Source organism: Bartonella sp. LJL80 (assembly GCF_054871565.1).
The window spans coordinates 443,237-463,985 of record NZ_JBTXLM010000002.1 but is presented as its reverse complement, the minus strand read 5'-3'; the positions used below and the strand labels follow the sequence as shown (position 1 = coordinate 463,985).

Annotated in this window: 19 protein-coding genes; 5 read left to right on the top strand and 14 right to left on the bottom strand. The window is 48.8% G+C overall.

Going from position 1 to position 20,749, the window contains the following annotated elements; translation table 11 throughout:
* Position 1: 1 nt before the first annotated feature.
* Together ACYSNS_RS06435 and ACYSNS_RS06430 are read left to right on the top strand one after the other, a co-directional pair.
* Complete coding sequence (locus ACYSNS_RS06435) at positions 2-676, top strand: HAD family hydrolase (RefSeq protein ID WP_461722309.1); 675 nt, start codon at positions 2-4, stop codon at positions 674-676.
* A 48-nt stretch (positions 677-724) separates the two neighbouring features.
* Complete coding sequence (locus ACYSNS_RS06430; protein WP_461722308.1) at positions 725-1,342, top strand: YrbL family protein; 618 nt, start codon at positions 725-727, stop codon at positions 1,340-1,342.
* 54 nt (positions 1,343-1,396) lie between these two features.
* On the opposite strand, the gene ACYSNS_RS06425 is transcribed toward ACYSNS_RS06430, so the two are convergent.
* From ACYSNS_RS06425 to ACYSNS_RS06385, 9 genes are all read right to left on the bottom strand, one after another.
* Positions 1,397-1,675: an HU family DNA-binding protein gene (locus tag ACYSNS_RS06425; protein WP_461722307.1), complete on the bottom strand. Its 279-nt coding sequence runs from the start codon at positions 1,673-1,675 to the stop codon at positions 1,397-1,399.
* Between the two features lie 235 nt (positions 1,676-1,910).
* On the bottom strand, positions 1,911-4,334 hold the full coding sequence (gene lon / locus ACYSNS_RS06420; protein ID WP_461722306.1) for an endopeptidase La: 2,424 nt from the start codon (positions 4,332-4,334) through the stop codon (positions 1,911-1,913).
* A 177-nt stretch (positions 4,335-4,511) separates the two neighbouring features.
* Complete coding sequence (clpX, locus tag ACYSNS_RS06415) at positions 4,512-5,786, bottom strand: ATP-dependent Clp protease ATP-binding subunit ClpX (RefSeq protein WP_461722305.1); 1,275 nt, start codon at positions 5,784-5,786, stop codon at positions 4,512-4,514.
* Between the two features lie 230 nt (positions 5,787-6,016).
* Entirely contained in the window at positions 6,017-6,649 is a 633-nt protein-coding gene (gene clpP / locus ACYSNS_RS06410) for an ATP-dependent Clp endopeptidase proteolytic subunit ClpP (protein WP_461722304.1), read from the bottom strand.
* A gap of 64 nt (positions 6,650-6,713) precedes the next feature.
* The gene (locus tag ACYSNS_RS06405; protein WP_461722303.1) at positions 6,714-7,265 is read right to left on the bottom strand and encodes a hypothetical protein; all 552 of its coding nucleotides are present in this window, start codon (positions 7,263-7,265) and stop codon (positions 6,714-6,716) included.
* Positions 7,265-8,068, bottom strand: a complete 804-nt coding sequence (locus tag ACYSNS_RS06400; protein WP_461722302.1) for a glycosyltransferase — start codon at positions 8,066-8,068, stop codon at positions 7,265-7,267. The genes ACYSNS_RS06405 and ACYSNS_RS06400 overlap by 1 nt, the downstream gene beginning before the upstream one ends.
* Positions 8,069-8,080: 12 nt before the next feature.
* Positions 8,081-9,457, bottom strand: coding sequence for a Trk system potassium transporter TrkA (gene trkA / locus ACYSNS_RS06395; RefSeq protein ID WP_461722301.1), 1,377 nt, complete (start codon positions 9,455-9,457; stop codon positions 8,081-8,083).
* Positions 9,458-9,460: 3 nt separating this feature from the next.
* Complete coding sequence (ntrX, locus tag ACYSNS_RS06390; RefSeq protein WP_461722300.1) at positions 9,461-10,825, bottom strand: nitrogen assimilation response regulator NtrX; 1,365 nt, start codon at positions 10,823-10,825, stop codon at positions 9,461-9,463.
* Between the two features lies 1 nt (position 10,826).
* Positions 10,827-13,040, bottom strand: a complete 2,214-nt coding sequence (locus ACYSNS_RS06385) for a sensor histidine kinase NtrY-like (RefSeq protein WP_461722410.1) — start codon at positions 13,038-13,040, stop codon at positions 10,827-10,829.
* Positions 13,041-13,473: 433 nt separating this feature from the next.
* Here ACYSNS_RS06385 and rirA point away from each other — a divergent pair, with 433 nt between their 5' ends.
* Genes rirA through ACYSNS_RS06370 form a run of 3 tightly spaced genes read left to right on the top strand, consistent with a single transcriptional unit; the run spans position 13,474 to position 15,649 of the window.
* Positions 13,474-13,932 (top strand): iron-responsive transcriptional regulator RirA, encoded by a 459-nt coding sequence (rirA, locus tag ACYSNS_RS06380; RefSeq protein ID WP_461722299.1) that lies wholly within the window; start codon positions 13,474-13,476, stop codon positions 13,930-13,932.
* Positions 13,914-15,173, top strand: coding sequence for a bifunctional 2-C-methyl-D-erythritol 4-phosphate cytidylyltransferase/2-C-methyl-D-erythritol 2,4-cyclodiphosphate synthase (locus ACYSNS_RS06375; protein WP_461722409.1), 1,260 nt, complete (start codon positions 13,914-13,916; stop codon positions 15,171-15,173). The genes rirA and ACYSNS_RS06375 overlap by 19 nt, the downstream gene beginning before the upstream one ends.
* Positions 15,170-15,649, top strand: coding sequence for a CinA family protein (locus ACYSNS_RS06370; protein WP_461722298.1), 480 nt, complete (start codon positions 15,170-15,172; stop codon positions 15,647-15,649). The genes ACYSNS_RS06375 and ACYSNS_RS06370 overlap by 4 nt, the downstream gene beginning before the upstream one ends.
* Positions 15,650-15,700: 51 nt before the next feature.
* Here the strand turns inward: ACYSNS_RS06370 and ACYSNS_RS06365 are convergent, their stop codons facing one another.
* The 5 genes from ACYSNS_RS06365 to ACYSNS_RS06345 all read right to left on the bottom strand — a co-directional run bounded on the left by ACYSNS_RS06365 (position 15,701) and on the right by ACYSNS_RS06345 (position 20,748).
* On the bottom strand, positions 15,701-16,159 hold the full coding sequence (locus ACYSNS_RS06365) for a type II toxin-antitoxin system RatA family toxin (RefSeq protein WP_461722297.1): 459 nt from the start codon (positions 16,157-16,159) through the stop codon (positions 15,701-15,703).
* 4 nt (positions 16,160-16,163) lie between these two features.
* On the bottom strand, positions 16,164-17,126 hold the full coding sequence (lipA, locus tag ACYSNS_RS06360) for a lipoyl synthase (protein WP_461722296.1): 963 nt from the start codon (positions 17,124-17,126) through the stop codon (positions 16,164-16,166).
* 74 nt (positions 17,127-17,200) lie between these two features.
* Positions 17,201-18,661: a dihydrolipoyl dehydrogenase gene (gene lpdA, locus ACYSNS_RS06355; protein ID WP_461722295.1), complete on the bottom strand. Its 1,461-nt coding sequence runs from the start codon at positions 18,659-18,661 to the stop codon at positions 17,201-17,203.
* Between the two features lie 126 nt (positions 18,662-18,787).
* Positions 18,788-19,429, bottom strand: coding sequence for an SGNH/GDSL hydrolase family protein (locus ACYSNS_RS06350; protein ID WP_461722294.1), 642 nt, complete (start codon positions 19,427-19,429; stop codon positions 18,788-18,790).
* A gap of 2 nt (positions 19,430-19,431) precedes the next feature.
* Positions 19,432-20,748 (bottom strand): pyruvate dehydrogenase complex dihydrolipoamide acetyltransferase, encoded by a 1,317-nt coding sequence (locus tag ACYSNS_RS06345; RefSeq protein WP_461722293.1) that lies wholly within the window; start codon positions 20,746-20,748, stop codon positions 19,432-19,434.
* Position 20,749: the final 1 nt, after the last annotated feature.

The window sequence follows — 20,749 nt, the reverse complement described above, 5'->3', positions numbered from 1 at the left end:
GATGACAAACGCCCCTATCGTCGTTTTCGACCTTGATGGAACCCTTGTTGATTCGGCACCTGACCTACTGGATAGTTTGAATTATTGCCTGACCGAAGAAGGGCTTACAGCATATGATCCTCAGGATATACGCCGCCTCGTTGGAATGGGCGGTCGCATCATGATCGAGCGGGCCTTGTTATTCCAAAACGTTGAGCCGGAAAACCAGCTTATCGATAAATTGCTTGCTGATTTTCTACGACATTACGAAATGAATATGCCGGGAAAAACGCGTTTTTTCGCCGGTGTCGATACGTGCCTCGATGCACTTGCCCATGCTGGCTATAAGCTTGCCGTATGCACAAACAAATATGAAAATCTGGCCCGTCATCTTTTGAACGGTTTGGAAGAATCTTATCGCTTCAGTGCCATCACGGGCGGAGATACATTCGCTTATCGCAAGCCTGATTCAAGACATATTCTATCCACGATAGAGCTTGCGTGTGGAGATCTTGCAAGAGCCGTCATGGTAGGTGATAGCCGCGCAGATATTCTGGCAGCACAAGGTGCGGATATCCCCGTCATTGCTGTCGATTTCGGCTATACCGATCAACCGGTACAAACATTCAATCCGACGAAAGTTATCAGCCATTACAGTGCATTAACACCTGAACTGGTCGCGGAATGTCTTTCATGATTAAAAATCATTGAACTCAAGATTTGCGTATGAAGGGGGAGGATAAAATTGGACGTCATTCTTAAGCTATCAGACAGACAACCGCTATTTGAAGGGACAACACGGGCAGTCTTTCCCCATCCTGAAAATCCTGATCTTCTCATAAAGATTCCCAAGGCAGCATGGCAAGAAAAAATATCGCATTATTCCCGCTTTCGCCAATGGCGAAAGTCGCTCAATATCAATACAAACAACACCAAAGAGATTGCCGAATATATTCGTCATTTTCCCCATACGAGTACACGTGAAAAGCACCTCGTGCAAATTACCGGCTTGATAGCCACAGACATTGGATGGGGATTGGTCGTTAAGGCAGAGAGAGATCAACATGGCGGTTACGCCAAACCTATCGGCGCTTATCACAGCGAAATGCCTTTGTACAAAACTCAGATCATTGAGTTCATTGAATGGGCGCGGGATACAAACTTCATCTATCACGACCTTAAATTCGACAATATTCTGCTGACTTGGCGCGATGGTGAAGCAGAACTCGTATTAATCGACGGCATCGGCGAAAGTGGTGTGTTCCAAAAACGCAAATGGTTTTCCAAGCATAATCATTCTCGCAATATTAAAGAATTGGACGAATTCCTCGACGCTTTAAAACCACTGCTAGGGGTAAAATAAGGATAATAAAAAGCCCGGCACAAACCGGGCTTTTCTTTGAGTTGAGCTCAAATATTATTTGCTGTTTACAGCTTCCTTCAGGCCTTTACCAGCCGAGAATTTCGGTACATTACGTGCCGGAATATTGATTTCAGCGCCGGTTGAAGGATTGCGGCCTTTTGTAGCTGCACGATGAGAAACTTCGAAAGAACCGAAGCCTGGAAGGCGAACGTCGCCGCCGTCTTTCAAAGCGTCTGTTACAGAAGCGATGAACGCATCAACAGCAGCGGCTGCCTGTGTCTTGGAGATGCCAGCTTTTTCGGCTACGGAGCCGACCAATTCGTTCTTGTTCATTGGATATTTCCTTTCTCTGTGTTACCGGACAACACAACTTAACCGGTTGGTTGCGAGTTTATTGAAAAGTGTGGCAAACAGAAGCCATAAAATACTTAAAAAGGCCGGTTTTTCGGGGAAAAACATAGTTATTCACGGGAAATTCAACTTTTTTTTGTAACTGCTACAAACGAAAATGAAAAAAGGCAGCTTTTGCTGCCTTTTTTCTATCAATTGTGGCTGGAAACCCAGTGAATCAGTGAGCGATAGACGCAAGCCCATCATCGTCGGACGTTGCGGTTTTTCCAACAGGTGTCACTGGCTCAACCCATTCGATCGCCTCTGGACGACGGACAAGTGCATGTTCGAGAACCTCACTTGCATGGCTAACCGGAATGATTTCCATATTGTTTTTTACATTGTCAGGAATATCAACCAAGTCCTTGGCGTTTTCTTCTGGTATCAGCACCTTTTTTATCCCACCACGAAGCGCTGCAAGAAGCTTTTCCTTCAGGCCTCCAATCGGCAATACGCGACCGCGCAAGGTAATCTCGCCTGTCATGGCGATGTCCTTATGAACGGGAATGCCTGTCAGCACCGAGACAATAGCCGTAACCATCGCGATACCGGCAGATGGTCCGTCTTTTGGTGTCGCGCCTTCAGGAACGTGAACGTGGATATCACGCTTTTCGAACAATGGAGGCTCGATGCCAAAATCGACTGCACGCGAACGGACGTAGGATGCCGCTGCAGAGATAGACTCTTTCATCACATCGCGGAGATTACCTGTCACGGTCATTTTGCCTTTACCCGGCATGACAAGACCTTCAATGGTCAACAGCTCGCCGCCAACTTCTGTCCAAGCCAGACCGGTAACGACACCAACCTGATCTTCGCCTTCAACCTGACCATACCGATAGCGCTTCACACCAAGGAAATCATCAATGTTGTTTTCATCGACTTTGACGGTTTTTTTACCGGTTTTAATAATTTCCGTCACAGCTTTACGCGCAAGCTTCATCAACTCACGTTCAAGACTACGCACACCGGCCTCGCGTGTATAATATTGTATAATCGAACGGATAGCACCATCGGAGACAGTGAACTCCTTCTTCGCCAAAGAATGCTCTTTCAAGGCCTTTGGCAATAGATGACGTTTTACGATCTCCATCTTTTCATCTTCTGTGTAACCAGCGATACGGATGATTTCCATACGATCCATCAAAGGACCGGGAATATTCAAAGTATTGGCTGTGGTCACGAACATGACATCTGAAAGATCATATTCGACTTCCAGATAGTGATCCATAAACGTGCTGTTCTGTTCCGGATCAAGCACCTCTAGCAATGCAGAAGACGGATCACCGCGGAAATCCTGCCCCATCTTGTCAATCTCATCGAGAAGGAAAAGAGGGTTGTTTTTCTTGGCTTTCTTCATCGACTGAACGATCTTGCCCGGCATGGAACCAATATAGGTACGACGATGACCACGGATCTCGGCCTCATCGCGCACACCACCAAGTGACATACGGACATATTCGCGACCGGTTGCCTTGGCGATAGAGCGCGCCAACGATGTTTTACCAACACCGGGAGGGCCAACGAGGCAGATAATCGGGCCTTTTATCTTGGAGGCGCGGCTTTGCACAGCAAGGTATTCAACGATGCGTTCCTTGACTTTATCCAAGCCAAAATGTTCGTCATCCATAACCTTTTCGGCAAATCCCAGATCATTCTTGATCTTGGATTTTTTGCCCCAAGGAATCGACAACAACCAATCAAGATAATTGCGTACTACCGTCGCTTCAGCTGACATAGGCGACATGTTGCGCAACTTCTTCATCTCGGCGTCAGCTTTTTCACGAGCTTCCTTCGAGAGCTTAGTCTTTTTGATACGCTCTTCCAATTCGGACAACTCGTCACGACCATCTTCGCCATCGCCCAATTCTTTCTGGATGGCCTTCATCTGCTCGTTGAGATAGTATTCGCGCTGGGTTTTCTCCATCTGACGCTTCACGCGTGAGCGGATACGCTTTTCGACCTGCAAGACCGAAATTTCGCCTTCCATGAAAGACAGCGCTTTTTCCAAACGCTCCCGAACTGAAAGCAGACCCAACATTTCCTGCTTTTCAGAGAGTTTGATTGCTAAATGCGAAGCAACAGTATCGGCAAGTTTTGACGGCTCGTCGATCTGACTGACGGCACCGACAACTTCCGGAGAAATCTTTTTGTTCAGTTTTACATAATTTTCAAAGTCAGCAATAACCGAACGCGACAAGGCTTCCACTTCAACCTTATCGTCCTCTGGTTCATCAAGAGCTGCAGCATAAGCCTGATGATATTCGTCATTATCAGTGAACTTGCTGATTTTGGCGCGTTTTGCGCCCTCGACGAGAACCTTGACGGTACCGTCTGGCAGTTTCAACAATTGCAGCACATTGGCGAGGGTTCCAATGTCATAAATATCTTCTGACTTTGGATCATCCTCTGAAGCATTTTTCTGGGTAGCCAGCAAAATCTGCTTATCCTGGCCCATTGCTTCTTCAAGCGCGCGAATAGACTTTTCGCGGCCAACAAACAAGGGCACAATCATATGCGGGAAGACAACAATATCGCGAAGGGGCAAAACGGCATAAAGCCCGTTAGAGTCGCCCACTGTCTTCTCTAAACCATATTGCATAGTATTTCCTTTCTGGAGCCTGAGGCTCGTTTGCCACGCTGGCCATCCCTTGTGAAAGCGAATGGTCGCGCACAGAAGGATTAAGTGGTTACACCGGGCAAATAAATCAAGAGCTTGTATGACCACTTCCCGCGAAAGCGGAAGAGACGGCCCCGAAAGGCCGCCTGCTAAGCTTCATCAAGCAGAAGCGTTTTCTTTTTCGCTGTCACGCTCGGAATAAATATACAGTGGACGCGCTTTGCCTTCAACAACATCGGCTGAAATCACCACTTCCTGCACGCCCTCAAGCGTCGGAAGTTCAAACATGGTGTCCAAAAGGATCTTCTCCATAATCGAACGAAGACCGCGCGCACCAGTTTTGCGCTCAATCGCCTTATTAGCGATAGCGCGCAACGCATCTTCATGGAAGGTCAATTCAACGTTTTCCATCTCGAACAGTCGCTGATATTGTTTGACCAATGCATTTTTCGGCTGAGACAGGATCTGCACCAAAGCATCAACATCAAGGTCTTCCAAAGTAGCGATGACGGGCAAACGACCGACGAACTCCGGAATCAAACCAAACTTCAAAAGATCTTCTGGTTCCAAATCGTGGAATATCTCACCAACACGACGGTCATCGACAGCCTTAACGGTTGCACCGAAGCCGATTGATGTTTTTTCACCGCGTGCAGAAATAATACGTTCCAAGCCCGCAAATGCGCCACCACAGATAAACAGAATATTTGTCGTATCAACCTGCAGGAATTCTTGCTGCGGATGTTTACGCCCGCCCTGAGGCGGCACCGATGCAACAGTACCTTCCATGATTTTCAACAAAGCCTGCTGAACACCTTCACCGGAAACATCACGGGTGATGGATGGATTATCAGACTTGCGTGAGATTTTATCAACCTCATCGATATAGACGATGCCGCGCTGCGCACGTTCAACGTTATAATCTGCCGATTGCAGAAGTTTAAGAATGATATTTTCTACATCTTCACCAACATAGCCGGCTTCAGTCAACGTCGTGGCGTCTGCCATTGTAAAAGGAACATCGATGATCCGCGCCAAGGTTTGCGCCAAATAGGTTTTTCCGCAACCGGTCGGCCCTACAAGAAGGATGTTAGACTTTGACAGCTCGATGTCATTGCTCTTGGACTGATGAGCCAATCGCTTGTAATGGTTATGAACTGCAACCGATAAGACACGCTTGGCATGAGACTGACCGATGACATAATCGTCAAGAACAGCCATAATCTCCTGTGGAGTCGGCACGCCGTCACGGGCTTTGACACCGGATGATTTATTTTCTTCGCGAATGATATCCATACATAGCTCGACACATTCATCACAGATGAACACGGTCGGCCCAGCGATAAGCTTGCGCACTTCATGCTGGCTTTTGCCACAGAATGAGCAATAAAGCGTATTCTTAGAATCGCCCCCGCTATTTCCAATTTTGCTCATTTCAATTTCCTTTCGCCCGAATGCACGGAATATCTTGCCCCTTCAGTCAGGTTTTTCAAGCCCCTTGCCTCAGGAAACATACATAAAAGCCAAGCGGCAACACGTTTTTCAGCCACTTTTCTCACATGCAATATGCATATATTCGTTTATAAACTTCTATACAGAGAAAAAACGGCCATTTTCAGGACGGCTAAAAACCGCTTGCAACAGCCGCATTCCTCAAGGTTACATCAATCTTTCTTATCTTCTTCCGCTTCGGCACGATATTGCACAACATCGTCAATCAAACCGAACGCTTTTGATTCTTCAGCTGTCATGAAATGATCGCGATCAAGTGTGTTTTCGATCGTCTCATATTCCTGACCGGTATGCTGCACGTAAATCTCGTTCAACCGACGCTTCATCTTGATGATGTCCTGCGCATGTCTTTCGATATCGGACGCCTGCCCTTGGAAGCCGCCAGAAGGCTGATGCACCATGATGCGCGCATTCGGCAAAGCAAAACGGTGGCCTTTGGCACCGGCTGTCAAAAGAAGAGACCCCATGGATGCTGCCTGCCCCATGCAAAGCGTTGAAACGGCCGGACGAATGAATTGCATCGTATCGTAGATCGCCATTCCCGATGTGACAACGCCACCGGGTGAATTGATATAGAGACTAATTTCCTTTTTGGGATTTTCGGCTTCAAGAAACAACAATTGCGCGCAAACCAGCATCGCCATATTGTCTTCAACAGGGCCGTTTATGAAGATAATTCTTTCCTTGAGAAGGCGGGAAAAAATATCATAAGCCCGCTCACCGCGATTGGTCTGTTCAACAACCATCGGAACAAGACTTAGGGCCGTTTGGATCGGATCACTCATTTTGCACTTCCATTGTTATACGAATCGCCGTTTCCGGCCTCAAGGCAAACCTATCAATAGAATATCAACAATTGCTTTCGCAACCCACATTCAATTTATCGGTATTGGTGTAGCTGAAAATATCAATCAAGTAGTTTTCTTCCACAAAAGAAATAGGTGCCCCGTCGGCTAGCGTCAAGACAGCACAATGACGGAGTATGACATCACCATTGTCGCGTATTTCATTCAGATTATGCCAAAACAGGGTCGATCTCAGCGAGACACGCTTGAAAGCAAGCGCCGCACACACCAATCCAAACGGCTTATCCGTCTCCGAAAGCTGCTCATTCATGTCTGATGACAGAATCGAAGGAAAATACCAGTTATGCGCTAGGGAAAGCGTCGTTTCACTGTCTTTGATCGCGACATGACGGTATTTTGCCACAGCGTTTTGTGCTCGCCCCCGATAGCTCGAAAAGACTTCGGGAATGGGTCTATCAAGCTGATTGAGCCTTGAGATGGTCAGGGTCCTTCCCTCGCATAGCTTTTGAAGCGCAAGCGTTGCGCTGTCGTGGCGACGCAAAAAACAATCAAGCCGCATGAGAGAGGAATGCAAATCTTGATGTTTATTCCCCACTAAGCCTGCTCCATGAACCCCGGAATGCGTTTCACCGCCCAATCAAAAAAACTGCCTTGCTGCGGTGGCAGGGTTGTTTTAGCCTTTTTGTGAATATGGAACCCGATAAAACGCGGATCATTCAGGGGCTCGAGGCCATATGCCGGATCGAATATGCGTTCTGCGTCCCGTCCTGTCCAATAGTAGAAGCTTTCTTTTTCTTTGGCCTGATTGAAGAAACCATAGCGTTTGGCCAATCGCGATATACCGTCATTGCCGAAAACCGTGATCCCAAGGCGTCCGGGTAAAACCGGTATTTTTTTCATTCGCAGACGAAGCGGCAACCAAACGCGGCGCCGGAACCCCAGCCAATTGGGCACCATTTCACCCCCTGAAAGATAAGCCTCGAATTCAGCAATTATCGGGTTATCCGGCGGCAAATAAAGGGCTGAGACCCCTACTCGTTCTACGTTTTCGCGTGCGAGCCAAACATCCCCCTCCTGCGGATGAAACTGTTTGACCAGATAAACATCAGTGTCAAGCCAAACGCCCGCCTGATGCTTCATCAGCATAACGCGAAAAAAATCGGAAAACTGGACTATTGTCCGGTTAGGTTTGTAATCTGGAAATTTCGGGTCGAGCCGATAGAGCGTCGAAAGAGGCATGATCGGTTCCGCCTCTACGAGTTCCACGCCTTCGGGTACATTTACAATAGGCCCATGGCTATAAAGCTTAACCCGCTGCCCTGTTTGCACCATGGAGGAAAGACACAGCCAATCAATTGGACGCAATCGGTCACCATACCAGAATGTGCATATATCCATTATTCCCGCGTCCTAAAAATATTCCAGACTAACCCTAAATAGCTGTTCTACATCGCGCACTGTATCAGCCAAAGCAAAAATCACAACCCGATCTCCCGACATGATGCGCGTATCCGCCAAAGGACGCATAATGATTTTGTTGCGGTAAATTGCGCCGATGCGTAATCCCTCTGGCAGTTTAAGCTCTGACAAGGGCTTACCAACGAGCGGTGAGGTCTGCATAGCCTCTGCTTCTATAATCTCGGCTTCACCGTTTGAAACCGAATAAACCGAGCGTATGCGGCCACGCCGCATCTGTTGCAAAACCTTCGATACCGTAACGCTGCGCGGATTGAGATGCGCATCAATACCAACAGCACGTGTAAATTCCTGATAGGCGGTATTGTTGATCAATACCATATTGGCCTTACAGCCAAGCCTTTTTGCCATAATGGCACTTAGTACATTAACCTGATCCTGATTGGTCAGTGTCACAATCAAATCTGCCTGATCTACACCGGCTTCCTGTAAAATAGCAGAGTCCAAAGCACTGCCGTTGAGCACGGTTGTGCGGTCGAGTTGGTCGGTTATGGCCAAAGCGCGATCCCTGTCCGCCTCGATGATCCGCAGCCGCGTTTTATGATGGCGCTTTTCCATCGCCTTTGCCACGTAAAGGCCGATATGCCCACCGCCGGCAATGATAATCCGGTTGGCTTCCTGTTCTTCATGACCAAATAAACCAAGGGCACGACGCACCTGACCGCGGGCCGCGATAAGATAAGCTATATCTCCGACCTGCAACTCGGTGTCTGCATGGGCAATGAACAGTTTGCTGCCACGTTTTACAGCTGTGACGGTCGTTTGAAGATCGGGAAAGAGATCGCTCAACTGCCTAAGCGGCGTATCAATGACCGGGCAATCTTCCATACATTCAAGCGCAAGTGCAACGATATCATCATCGCCGAAATAAAGAACATCGAGGGCACCTGGTAGCGCTATACGCCGCAACACCATTTCACCAACTTCGACTTCGGGCGAAATGACCACATCAATGGGCAGGCTCTCCCGCGCAAACAGATTTTGATAGCGCGGATCGAGGTAGGATTGGTCGCGTATACGCGCAATTTTTGTCGGCACGTTAAACAGCGAATGTGCAACCTGGCAAGCAACCATATTGACTTCATCAAACAATGTTACGGCAACCAGCATATCTGCCTCGTCGGCGCCTGCCGCCCGCAAAATATCCGGTTGCGAACCATGACCGACAAGCCCGCGCACGTCCAACGTATCACGAACCTTCTCAATCAGCTTCGGTTCAATATCGATCACCGTTACATCATGCTGTTCGCTTGCAAGGCGTTCTGCAATTCCGTAGCCAACCTGACCGGCGCCGCAGATAATGACACGCATAACTCAAGATACTCCAAGCGACTTCAATTTTCTATGGAGCGCCGAACGTTCCATGCCGACAAATTCCGCCGTGCGCGAGATGTTACCTCCAAAACGGTTTATCTGCGCAATCAGATATTCTTTTTCGAAGAGTTCTCGCGCCTCGCGTAACGGTAGAGCCATGATGTGCTGATCAGAATCCGTCGGCGCACGTGGCAGCGTATCACCAACTTCGGCCGGTAATAATTCGGCGGTAATCGGCCCGTCACCATCTTCACCGCGCGCAAGAATGAGCAATCTTTCAACATTGTTGCGCAGTTGGCGCACGTTACCCGGCCAGCTATGCGCTTGCAAAACCGCCATGGCATCATCCCCGATCTCGCGCGGCTTGATACCTGCCTGTTGTGCTATCTGCTGGACGAAAAATCTGATCAGTTCCGGTATATCCTCGCGGTGGCTGGACAATGGGGGTACGGAAATCGGTACCACTGCCAAGCGATGGAACAGATCTTCACGGAAGCGACCTTCCGCAATCAAACCTTCAAGATTTTGCGCTGTCGAGGAGATCACGCGGACGTCCACCTTGACGCGCTTGCTGCCCCCTACACGCTCAAATGTTTGGTCGGTCAACACACGCAAAATCTTATTTTGCGTTTCGCGCGGCATATCGGCAACTTCATCAAGATAGAGGATACCGCCATGCGCTTCTTCAAGGGCACCAACTTTGCGCTCACCACCATCCATCTCTGTGCCAAACAGCTCTATCTCCATGCGTTCCGGCGTAATTGCTGCGGCATTGATCGTCACAAAGGGGCCGTTTGCGCGCGCCGACAAAGCGTGAATGGCCCGCGCTGTCATTTCTTTGCCCGAGCCAGACGGGCCGGTGATCATAATTCGGCTATTGGTAGGGGCAACCTTTTCGATGGTTTGCCGCAGATGATTCATGACCAGAGATTTGCCCAGCAATTCGGGGGTGTCACTCGAGCGTTTGCGCAGTTCGGACACTTCGCGCTTCAGTTTGGAATTTTCCAATGCCCGTTCGGCAACCAAAATCAGACGATCGGCTTTGAAAGGTTTTTCAATAAAATCATAAGCGCCGCGTTTAATCGCTGATACGGCGGTTTCGATATTGCCATGACCGGAGATCATCACAACCGGCAAACCAGGATAACGGCTTTTGATCTCATCCAAAAGCGCCAGACCATCCAGGCGACTACCCTGCAACCATATATCAAGAAAAATCAGCCTGGGAACACGATTGCCTATCTGCGCCAAAGCTTCGTCGGAATTTGCAGCAAGGCGCGTCTCATGCCCCTCATCATCCAAAATTCCGCCCACCAGTTCGCGTATATCCGCTTCATCATCGACGATTAAAATATCCGAAGCCATTTTATTCACCCGTCCTGTTTTCGCCAGCTACCTTAACAGCATCTGAACCATTAACCCCGACCGCTGGGAAAACCATGCGGATCATCGCACCCCGGCCGCCATAATAGCTTTCCGGCGCATCATGCAATTCCATATGCCCGCCATGGTCTTCAACGATCTTTTTTACAATCGCCAAGCCCAAACCGGTACCTTTCTCACGAGTCGTCATATAAGGTTCAAGCAATTTTTGTCGCTGTTCCTTAGGCAACCCTTTTCCATTATCGATAATATCAGCAATAATGTTCTCACCCTCACGATAGGCGTGAACAAGAATATGGCCTGCAAGCTTTTCCTCGGCAGACACTGCATCGATCGCCTCGCTGGCATTCTTGATAACATTGCCGAATGCCTGCCCAATAAGCCGGCTATCGAACTCGCCCATAAGTGCTTCATCACCGAGGTCACGCTCGAACTTTATATCATGGCGCGAGACCTCAACCAAAAAACAGGCTTCGCGCAGCGGTTCGCGCATATCCAATTTCCGCATTTCTGGTTTTGGCATACGTGCAAAAGACGAGAATTCATCCACCATACGTCCGATATCACCTACTTGTCGGATAATCGTATCAGTGCATTGATCGAAAACTTCACGATCTTCAACAATTACCTTGCCATAACGGCGACGTATCCGTTCAGCGGAAAGCTGGATTGGCGTCAGCGGATTTTTGATCTCATGCGCAATCCTTCTAGCCACATCAGCCCAGGCGGAAGACCGCTGCGCCTCGACAAGGTCGGTGATATCATCAATAGTCAAAACCCATGATTGCCCCTGACCGTCATCTTCTTCCATGGTGATCTGCACGTTATAAACGCGTGTTCGGCCATCATGCGAAAAGGTGACTTGCTCACGATGATTCCTGCGCCCTGTCGATTTTGCAATCTCAAAAACCTGCCCTATGTCGGAACTCAGCGACAACAGACTTTTACCAACGACCTCTTCCGCATCGATACCAAACATTGTTTCGACCGAACGGTTGATAACCGTGACATCGCCATTTTCATCAATACCGGCAACCCCTGCCGTAACACCCGCCAGTACGGCTTCGGAAAAACGACGCCGTTCATCAATCTGATCGCGCACGGCAATGAGCTCGTTGCGCTGGCTTTTCAGCTCGCTCACCATATAGTTGAATGTTTTTGAAAGTTGGCCAACATCACCATCCTTGGCGCGAACCGGCACGATGACATCCATATTGCCGGAAGCCACGTCATCCGCCGCACCGATCAAAAGCCTGATGGGGCGGACAAGACGATCTGCCACGGCTATCCCAGTCCATATTGCAGATAAAAGCAGACTGAGGAAAAGGCAGAGATAAAGAACAGCAAAGGCGATCTGGGTTGGCACACGATTTTCGTTGAGATCACGATAGCGCGCCGTATTGGCCTCGGTTAATCGCAAAGCAGATAGAACACGCTGATCAACATCGCGTACAAGATAAAGAAATGTATTGGGAATATCATTCAACTTCAGAATTATTCCGAAATAGTCATGTTGTCCCGGTTGGAACGTAAAAGGACTACCGGATGTCGCCTGCACAATGAGATTGGCTGGCGGGATCGGCAGCTTATCCTCACCTCCAAGATTGCTCGAAAGGAAAATTGTGCCATTGGGGCTTAACAAGAAAGCACCGCGCAAATCGCGTCCGGCAGCGTGACGTGTTAATTGCAAGCGGTATTCCGTCGGATTGAGTGCGAGCAGCCGCCGGTTATCCAACGCCAATGCCATAGCATAGGATGAATTTTTCAGATTTTGCAATGTTTCGTCGGCATAACCATTGGCAAGATCAATGGAAGAGGCGACAATCTGCCTTGTCGTGGTATCAAACCATCGATCCAATCCCTGATTGAGCGTAACGCCGGCCACGATGGCAACCACCACTGCGGGCAAGGTCGCAACAATTGCAAAGAGCGAAATAATCCGCACATGCAGCCGCGATGCGGCTTTTCCTGCACGCCAGGCACGAATGATCGGCACCATTTCATAACATGTGACCGCTATCAGCCCCAAAACCCAAACACTGTTGACGCAGATGAGCACTAACGTCACAAACGTATTGGGAACAACCGGCGTAAAACCAAGCAAAATGGTAAACGAAATCAATGCCGTCAGCAGTGCCATGACAATGATGAGAATGCCAAACACCACGCGCATATTTCGTGTGGTTCCAGTCGACAGGAGTTTACGGGTTTGCTCGGCCACTTTTGTCTTTTTCACTCTGCAGGTTGAAGCTTTTGTTGTGATCATGCAACGCTTTGTGGCGAAAATGCAACAGAAACTGTAAACGCGCCGATTTCGCAGGCTTTTGCGGAAAAAAATGCACTTTTTGAGCGACAAACTCACTCGATCCAAGTTCAAAACAGCGAATCGTATGCGCACAAACGATGAAATGCCTCATATGTCGCATTCCCGCAGCTGTTATTTTCGTCCATATTTTGAATGGATAATGTGCGATTCTATACCATTTCTATGCGTGCAAATGCTCCATTTGCAGCATCTACAAACGTGCCATAATAAAACCTTCTAAAAAAGGTAAAGAAAAGACTTCACATTTTTCAGAATAGTTCTAAACTACGGACTTAAGAAATTGATTTAATAGAAAGGGACGGTTATGCGGCTTACCAAACAGACCAATTATGCCATTCGGATGTTGATGTATTGTGCAGCCAATTCTGGAGAACTAAGCCGCGTCCCTGAAATCGCTAAGGCGTATTCGGTATCAGAATTGTTTTTGTTTAAAATTCTTCATCCGCTGGTTGAAGCTGGCTTGATGCAGACAGTTCGTGGCCGCAACGGTGGTGTAAAACTCGCAAAACCGGCTGAAGACATCTCGGTCGCAGACGTTGTCAAGGTAACCGAAGACAATTTTGCAATGGCTGAGTGTTTTGAAAACGATGCCATTGAATGCCCTTTGGTCAATGCTTGCGGGCTTAATGCTACACTTGGAAAAGCATTGAGGGCATTTTTCGAGGTTCTTTCTGCAACATCGATTGCTGATTTACAGCGGCCGAATTTCCGTCGTCAATTGGGTATTGATGATGCTGAAGAAAGCTGCAAAATGGCAAGCTGATAAATCTTTTATCAGGAGATCCGATTATTTCCATTGCAGCAATCATATTGGCAGCCGGCCGCGGTGAACGTGTGGGGGCGCCGCAAAATGGCCCTAAACAGTATCGTCTTCTCGGAAATGCAGCTGTTCTCGCCCATACATTACGTAACTTCATCGATTGCGGGTTGTTTTCCAAGATCCTTGTTGTGATCCATCCAGATGATCATCATCTATGTGACCAAGCGCTTGGTGTGCTAAAGCAGCATGTCACCATCGTTGAAGGTGGCCCCACCCGACAAATATCCACTTTATTCGGGCTTCGTGCTTTGGCCGTTGATGGCCCTGATCACGTATTTATTCATGACGGCGCCCGCCCTTTTGTCAGCCTCGACTTGCTGCATCGAATAAAAGGCAACTTAACGCCTATAAGAGGCGTTTTGCCTGCCATTGCCGTTACAGATACACTGAAACGGTGTGATGCCGCAGGAACTGTGGTCGAAACTGTGGCGCGGAGTAATCTCTATGGCGCACAAACGCCGCAGGCTTTCCCCTTCTTGGCCATTCTGCAAGCCCACGAAAACGCGCATCAGCATGGATTTGCATCTTTTACCGATGATTCCGCACTCGCCGAATGGGCCGATATTCCCGTTCATATCGTTGAGGGTGATCCGGCAAACTTGAAGATCACCTGGCCCGATGACATCATAACCGCAACCGCCCGCATCACGAAAGAGACCGACATGGCTTCCAATACAGCTTGTGAATTTCCTGACATTCGAACAGGGAATGGATACGATGTCCATTCTTTTGAGCCGGGTGACCATGTCACACTTTGCGGTGTTGATATTGAATATGACAGGAAGCTGAACGGCCATTCCGATGCGGATGTAGCCTTGCATGCCTTGACCGATGCTTTGCTTGCCACCCGTGGTGCGGGTGACATTGGCACGCATTTCCCGCCTTCCGACCCGCAGTGGAAAGGTGCATCATCCGATATTTTTGTACGTCATGCCGTAAGCATTGTGCGTCAGGCTGGCGGTCGCATCATCAATGCCGACATCACTTTGATTGCAGAGGCACCGAAGATTGGTCCGCACCGTCAAGCTATGACCGAAAAATTGATGGAAATGTTGGGAGTTTCAGCTGATCGTATCTCTATTAAAGCGACTACCAATGAAAAAATGGGGTTTGTGGGGCGTAAAGAGGGTATAGCAGCAATTGCGACAGCCAATGTAGTCTATCCGGGTGAGGTTCCGCTATGACATTGATCAGTGCTCTGAAAGCAAAAAAGGTTTTAGAGTTTTGCAGACGCGAAAATCTGCGCTTAACGACCATTGAGTCGTGCACGGGCGGCCTCATTATTGCGAGCTTGACCGATATTGCCGGCTCGTCCGATGTGGTGGATTGCGGTTTCATTACCTATTCCAACGAAGCGAAAAGCCTTTTGGTTGGAGTGCCACCATCACTCATCGCAACCTATGGCGCGGTTTCTAAAGAAGTCGCTATCGCTATGGCAGAAGGCGGTCTTCGCCATTCATCGGCAGATATTGCTATATCCGTAACCGGTGTTGCAGGCCCAGGGGGCGGAACGGAAGAAAAACCTGTTGGTCTTGTCCATATGGCTGTTGCCCGAACCAACTACGACACAAGACACCATGCGGCACAATTCGGAAATCTTGAGCGCGACGTTATCAGACTGAAAACCGTTGAACGCGCCCTGGATCTGCTTTGTGAATAGAAATCACATCAATATCAGACAATGCAAATTTGCGCTATTTATCTGGTGATTTTAAGGTTTTTCGCCATAAATTTCATCGGCTCGCTTTTCGAAAGCTTCAGAGAATTTCCTGAAAGCAATATCGAACATTGATCCCATCAACATGCCCAACATACGGCTTTTAAATTCATAATCGATAAAAAATTCGATATCGCAAGATTCATCGCCATCAACCGGATGAAACATCCAACGGTTTTCGAGATAGCGGAAAGGGCCGTCGATATATTTGACGTCGATGACATGTTCTGCCGGATTGAGAAAAACCTGTGTCGTGAAGGTTTCACGTATCATCTTATAGCCAACAGTCATATCGGCAACCAGAAGCGTTTTATTGTCGCGATCTTTCCGCGAGCGAACAATGAGAGCTTCGCACATTGGCAGAAACTCTGGATAGCGCTCCACGTTCGAAACAAGATCAAACATTTCAGTGGGTGTATGTTTTACCGGCCTATGTGTCGTGAAAGTTGGCATTCTTTTATCCGTTTTTTGCCAACTTTGCGGCACGCGCTTTTTGCAACGCTTCAAAATCGTCACCCGCATGGTGAGATGAGCGTGTCAATGGGCTCGATGCCATATGAAGGAAGCCCTTTGTCTTGCCGATCTTGGCAAAGGATTCAAACTCTTCTGGCGGAACAAACCGGATAACTGGATGGTGTTTGCGGGTCGGTTGTAGGTATTGGCCAATCGTCATGAAATCGACGTCTGCGGTGCGCAGATCATCCATCAATTGCAAAATTTCATTCCGCTCTTCACCAAAACCGACCATGATACCGGACTTGGTAAAGATTGTTGGATCGAGCTCTTTGACCCGTTGCAGCAGACGTATTGAATGGAAATAACGCGCCCCTGGACGAACTTTCAAATATTTTGACGGCACCGTCTCAAGGTTATGGTTGAATACATCGGGCTTGGCTGCAACAACAATTTCAAGCGCCCCATCCTTATGACGGAAATCGGGTGTCAAAATCTCGATCGTGGTTGTGGGTGACTTGCGGCGAATAGCATGAATCACATCGGCAAAATGCTGTGCGCCGCCATCAGGCATATCATCGCGGTCCACCGAGGTTATCACGACATGTTTAAGGCCCATTTGCGCAACGGCATCCGCGACCCGTTCCGGTTCATCCTTATCAAGCGGCAGTGGAATACCGGTAGAAACATTGCAAAATGCACAAGCGCGTGTGCAGATCTCACCCAAAATCATGAAACTTGCATGACGCTGATTCCAGCACTCACCGACATTGGGACAGCCTGCCTCTTCACAGACAGTCACCAATTTATTGGTTCGTACAATGTCACGGGTTTCCGCATAGGTGCGCGATGTCGGCGCCTTCACGCGAATCCAGTCCGGTTTCTTCAAAACTTCTGAATCCGGACGGTGTGCCTTTTCCGGATGGCGCACACGCCTGTTTGCTACTAAATCAACAACCGTAACCATTTAAGACCTCGAATTCGCTAACCTTCACCATATGGGGCAAACGACGCTTTAATGCAATTGCCACCTTATTGCGATCAGGCATTCAAAACCTGACCATAAGCATCAAGCACACTCTCTTTCATCATTTCAGAAAGGGTCGGATGCGGAAATACGGTATGCATCAGCTCTTCTTCCGTCGTTTCCAAATTCATGGCGATAACGAAACCTTGAATGAGTTCCGTGACTTCTGCACCGACCATATGGGCACCTAATAGCTGCCCTGTCTTTTTGTCAAAGATCGTTTTGACCAATCCCTGATCCTCGCCTAGCGCGATGGCCTTGCCATTGGCTGAAAACGAATAGCGCCCAACACGGATATCATAGCCTACAGCTTTGGCTTTAGCTTCTGTCAAACCGACAGAAGCTACCTGCGGCGTACAGTAAGTACAGCCCGGTATTTTACCTTTATCAAGAGGATGAACCGTTTTCAGACCAGCAATACGCTCGACGCAGATCACGCCCTCTTCCTCTGCCTTATGGGCAAGCATCGGCGGACCCGCCACGTCTCCGATGGCATAAACGCCTTCAATATTCGTACGGCTCCATTCATCGATGACGATGCATCCGCGATCGGTTTTTACTCCCAACGCTTCAAGACCGATATTTTCGATATTGCCTTGGACACCAACCGCAGAAATCAGCCTGTCTGCGGTTATCGTTTCTGTTTTACCCTTGATATCGACATGCGCTGTCACCGTGTCCGCCGTTTTTTCAACTTTGGACACTTTTGCTTCAGTCAGAATACGGATACCTTTTTTCTCGAGTTGTTTGCGGGCAAAGGTTGATATTTCAATATCTTCCACCGGCATAATCTGCGGCATCATCTCGACCACAGTAACATCGGCACCCATATCGCGATAAAATGATGCAAATTCGATGCCGATCGCGCCTGACCCCATAACCACAAGAGATTTTGGCATTGTCTGCGGAACCATGGCTTCAAAATAGGTCCAGATCAATTTTCCATCCGGTTCAATACCGGGAAGCGCGCGCGGCCTGGCACCCGTTGCGACGATGATATGTTTCGCGGTGTAAGTGCCCTCACCCAGAATTCCTTTCGGTACTGGATTTTGCGGCTGCATAACCGGCTTGGCCATCTTCCCAACCATGAGCTCGGCCGGTTGCCCGCCTTTTGCGCCTTTTGTAAGCTTCGCTTCGCCCCAGATCACGTCGATCTTGTTTTTCTTCATCAAAAAGCCAACACCGGCATTTAATCGTGCTGACACGCCCCGCGACCGTTGCACAACGTCTTTGACATCAGCCTCAATGGAGCCATTCAACTTTAGACCGTAGTCTTTGGCATGTTCGCTGAAATGTTTAATTTCAGCCGATCTCAACAAGGCTTTGGTCGGGATACATCCCCAATTGAGGCAGATGCCACCGAGATGTTCACGCTCTACAATGGCCGTCTTAAATCCAAGTTGTGCGGCACGAATTGCGGTAACATATCCACCCGGACCTGAACCGATAACAATAATGTCGTAAGAATTCGCCAATTTTCCCTCCATAGGAAAGATATATTCAGAGTGATTTTGGTTTGACTTTACTGTCTCAATCGCTCTCACTTATTGAACTAACGCGGTGTATTATCCGAAAATGTTTCACATCATTCAGGAACCGCACTAAAGGCCCAGTATCATACTCACCAGCGGCGCAAGTCCTTTGCCAATTGCTTTTGTGTTATTTTCATCCAAATGCACGCCATCCAACGGTGAAGCGACGGCAACAGATGCAGCGTCAAAAAATGCGCATTCCAGCTCATCGGCAAGATCGGAATATAACATGGATAGTTTTTTTGCTTCCCCCAACGCACCATTGAACCGTGCCGAACTGTAAGGATTACCGCTTTCCACCAAATGCGGCGGAGCGACAAGCAGAATATCCGGCGCGACGATATCAAACATATAGGGATGCGAACGCACGATTTGTACCAAACGTCTCATCCCGAAGCTGGCTGCGACAGCAGAACCCGCAATAAACGATTTCAAGTCGTTTGTTCCAAGCATGATAATGATGAGGTCAACAGGTTGATGCGACCCCAAAATTGTCGGTAAGACTCTCGCACCATTACGCTCTTCAGCGACTGTCATATCATCAAATACGGTCGTGCGCCCGCACAAGCCTTCTTCGATAACGTCTATTCCCACCGGCAAGTGTGTTTTCAACACGCAAGGCCAACGATGCGATGGTGCATGGCGTGACAGTCCTGACGGATGAAGGCCCCACGTAAGGGAGTCACCAAATGCAAGGACTGTCTTGCCCATAACTACACCAACATGCCAAGCGGATTTTCAATGAGCTTTTTGAAAGCTTGAGCAAGTTCCGCAGCCAGAGCACCATCCACCGCTCTATGGTCGGTAGATAAGGTCACCGACATCACTGTCGCAATGGCAAGCGCGCCATTTTTGACAACTGCCCGCTGTTCGCCGGCACCGATTGCGAAAATAGTTGCATGCGGTGGGTTTATGATAGCAGCAAAGTCTTTAACCCCATACATACCCATATTGGATACTGCTGTGGTGCCGCCCTGATATTCCTCAGGTTTCAACTTACGCTCCCGCGCACGCTTGGCCAAATCCTTCATTTCGTTTGAAATGGTGGAAAGTGACTTTTCATCAGCGTGGCGTATGATCGGGGTTATCAGCCCATTTGGTATCGAAACTGCAACGCCGACATCCGCGAACTTATGCCGGATCATGCCGCTATCCAACCACGAGACATTGGCATCGGGGATAGCTTTCAAAGCCAGCGCTGTCGCTTTGATAACCAGATCATTGACCGAAAGCTTGTATGCCGGCTTTTCACCGTTCTCGGTTTTGGTTACCGGTGCTGCTGCGTTCAGCTCAGCGCGCAATTTCAACAATGCATCAAGCTCGCAATCTACGGTGACGTAGAAATGCGGTACTGTCTGCTTGGATTCAACCAGTCGCTTGGCAATTGTCTTGCGCATCCCGTCGTGCGGGACAAGCTCATATTCATTATCTTTGAACAGCTTAAGCGTCTGTTCATCCGATGCACCGGTGGCCAATACTGGTGCCTGAGCCGAAGACGCAGCAGGCTTTGCGCCACCGCCTGCAACAGCCTTGTCGACATCGCGTTTGATGATACGTCCATGCGGGCCGCTGCCTGCAATACCCGACAGATCCAATCCAGCTTGCGTAGCCAACCGGCGTGCCAGAGGCGATGCGAAAATTCGCTCACCTTTTTGGGCCGGTGCTGCGGCAACAGCTGAAACAACCGCTTTGGGAGCGGCATCCGTTGGCGCCGGCGCGGCAGCAACCTGAGTCGGCGATGACGTTGCAGTGCTATCGGCAGCTTTTGCTGCTTCCGCGAGATCCTCTCCTTCTTCAGCCAGGACCGCAATAAGCGCATTAACTTTGACACCCTGCGTACCAGCGGGAACAACAATTTTCGCGATTGTTCCCTCGTCCACAGCTTCCACTTCCATCGTGGCTTTATCAGTCTCGATTTCGCAGATTACATCACCTGAAGCGACTTTATCGCCTTCTTTGACATTCCACTTTGCCAGATTGCCCTCTTCCATCGTGGGAGACAGCGCTGGCATGGTAATCTTAATCGGCATG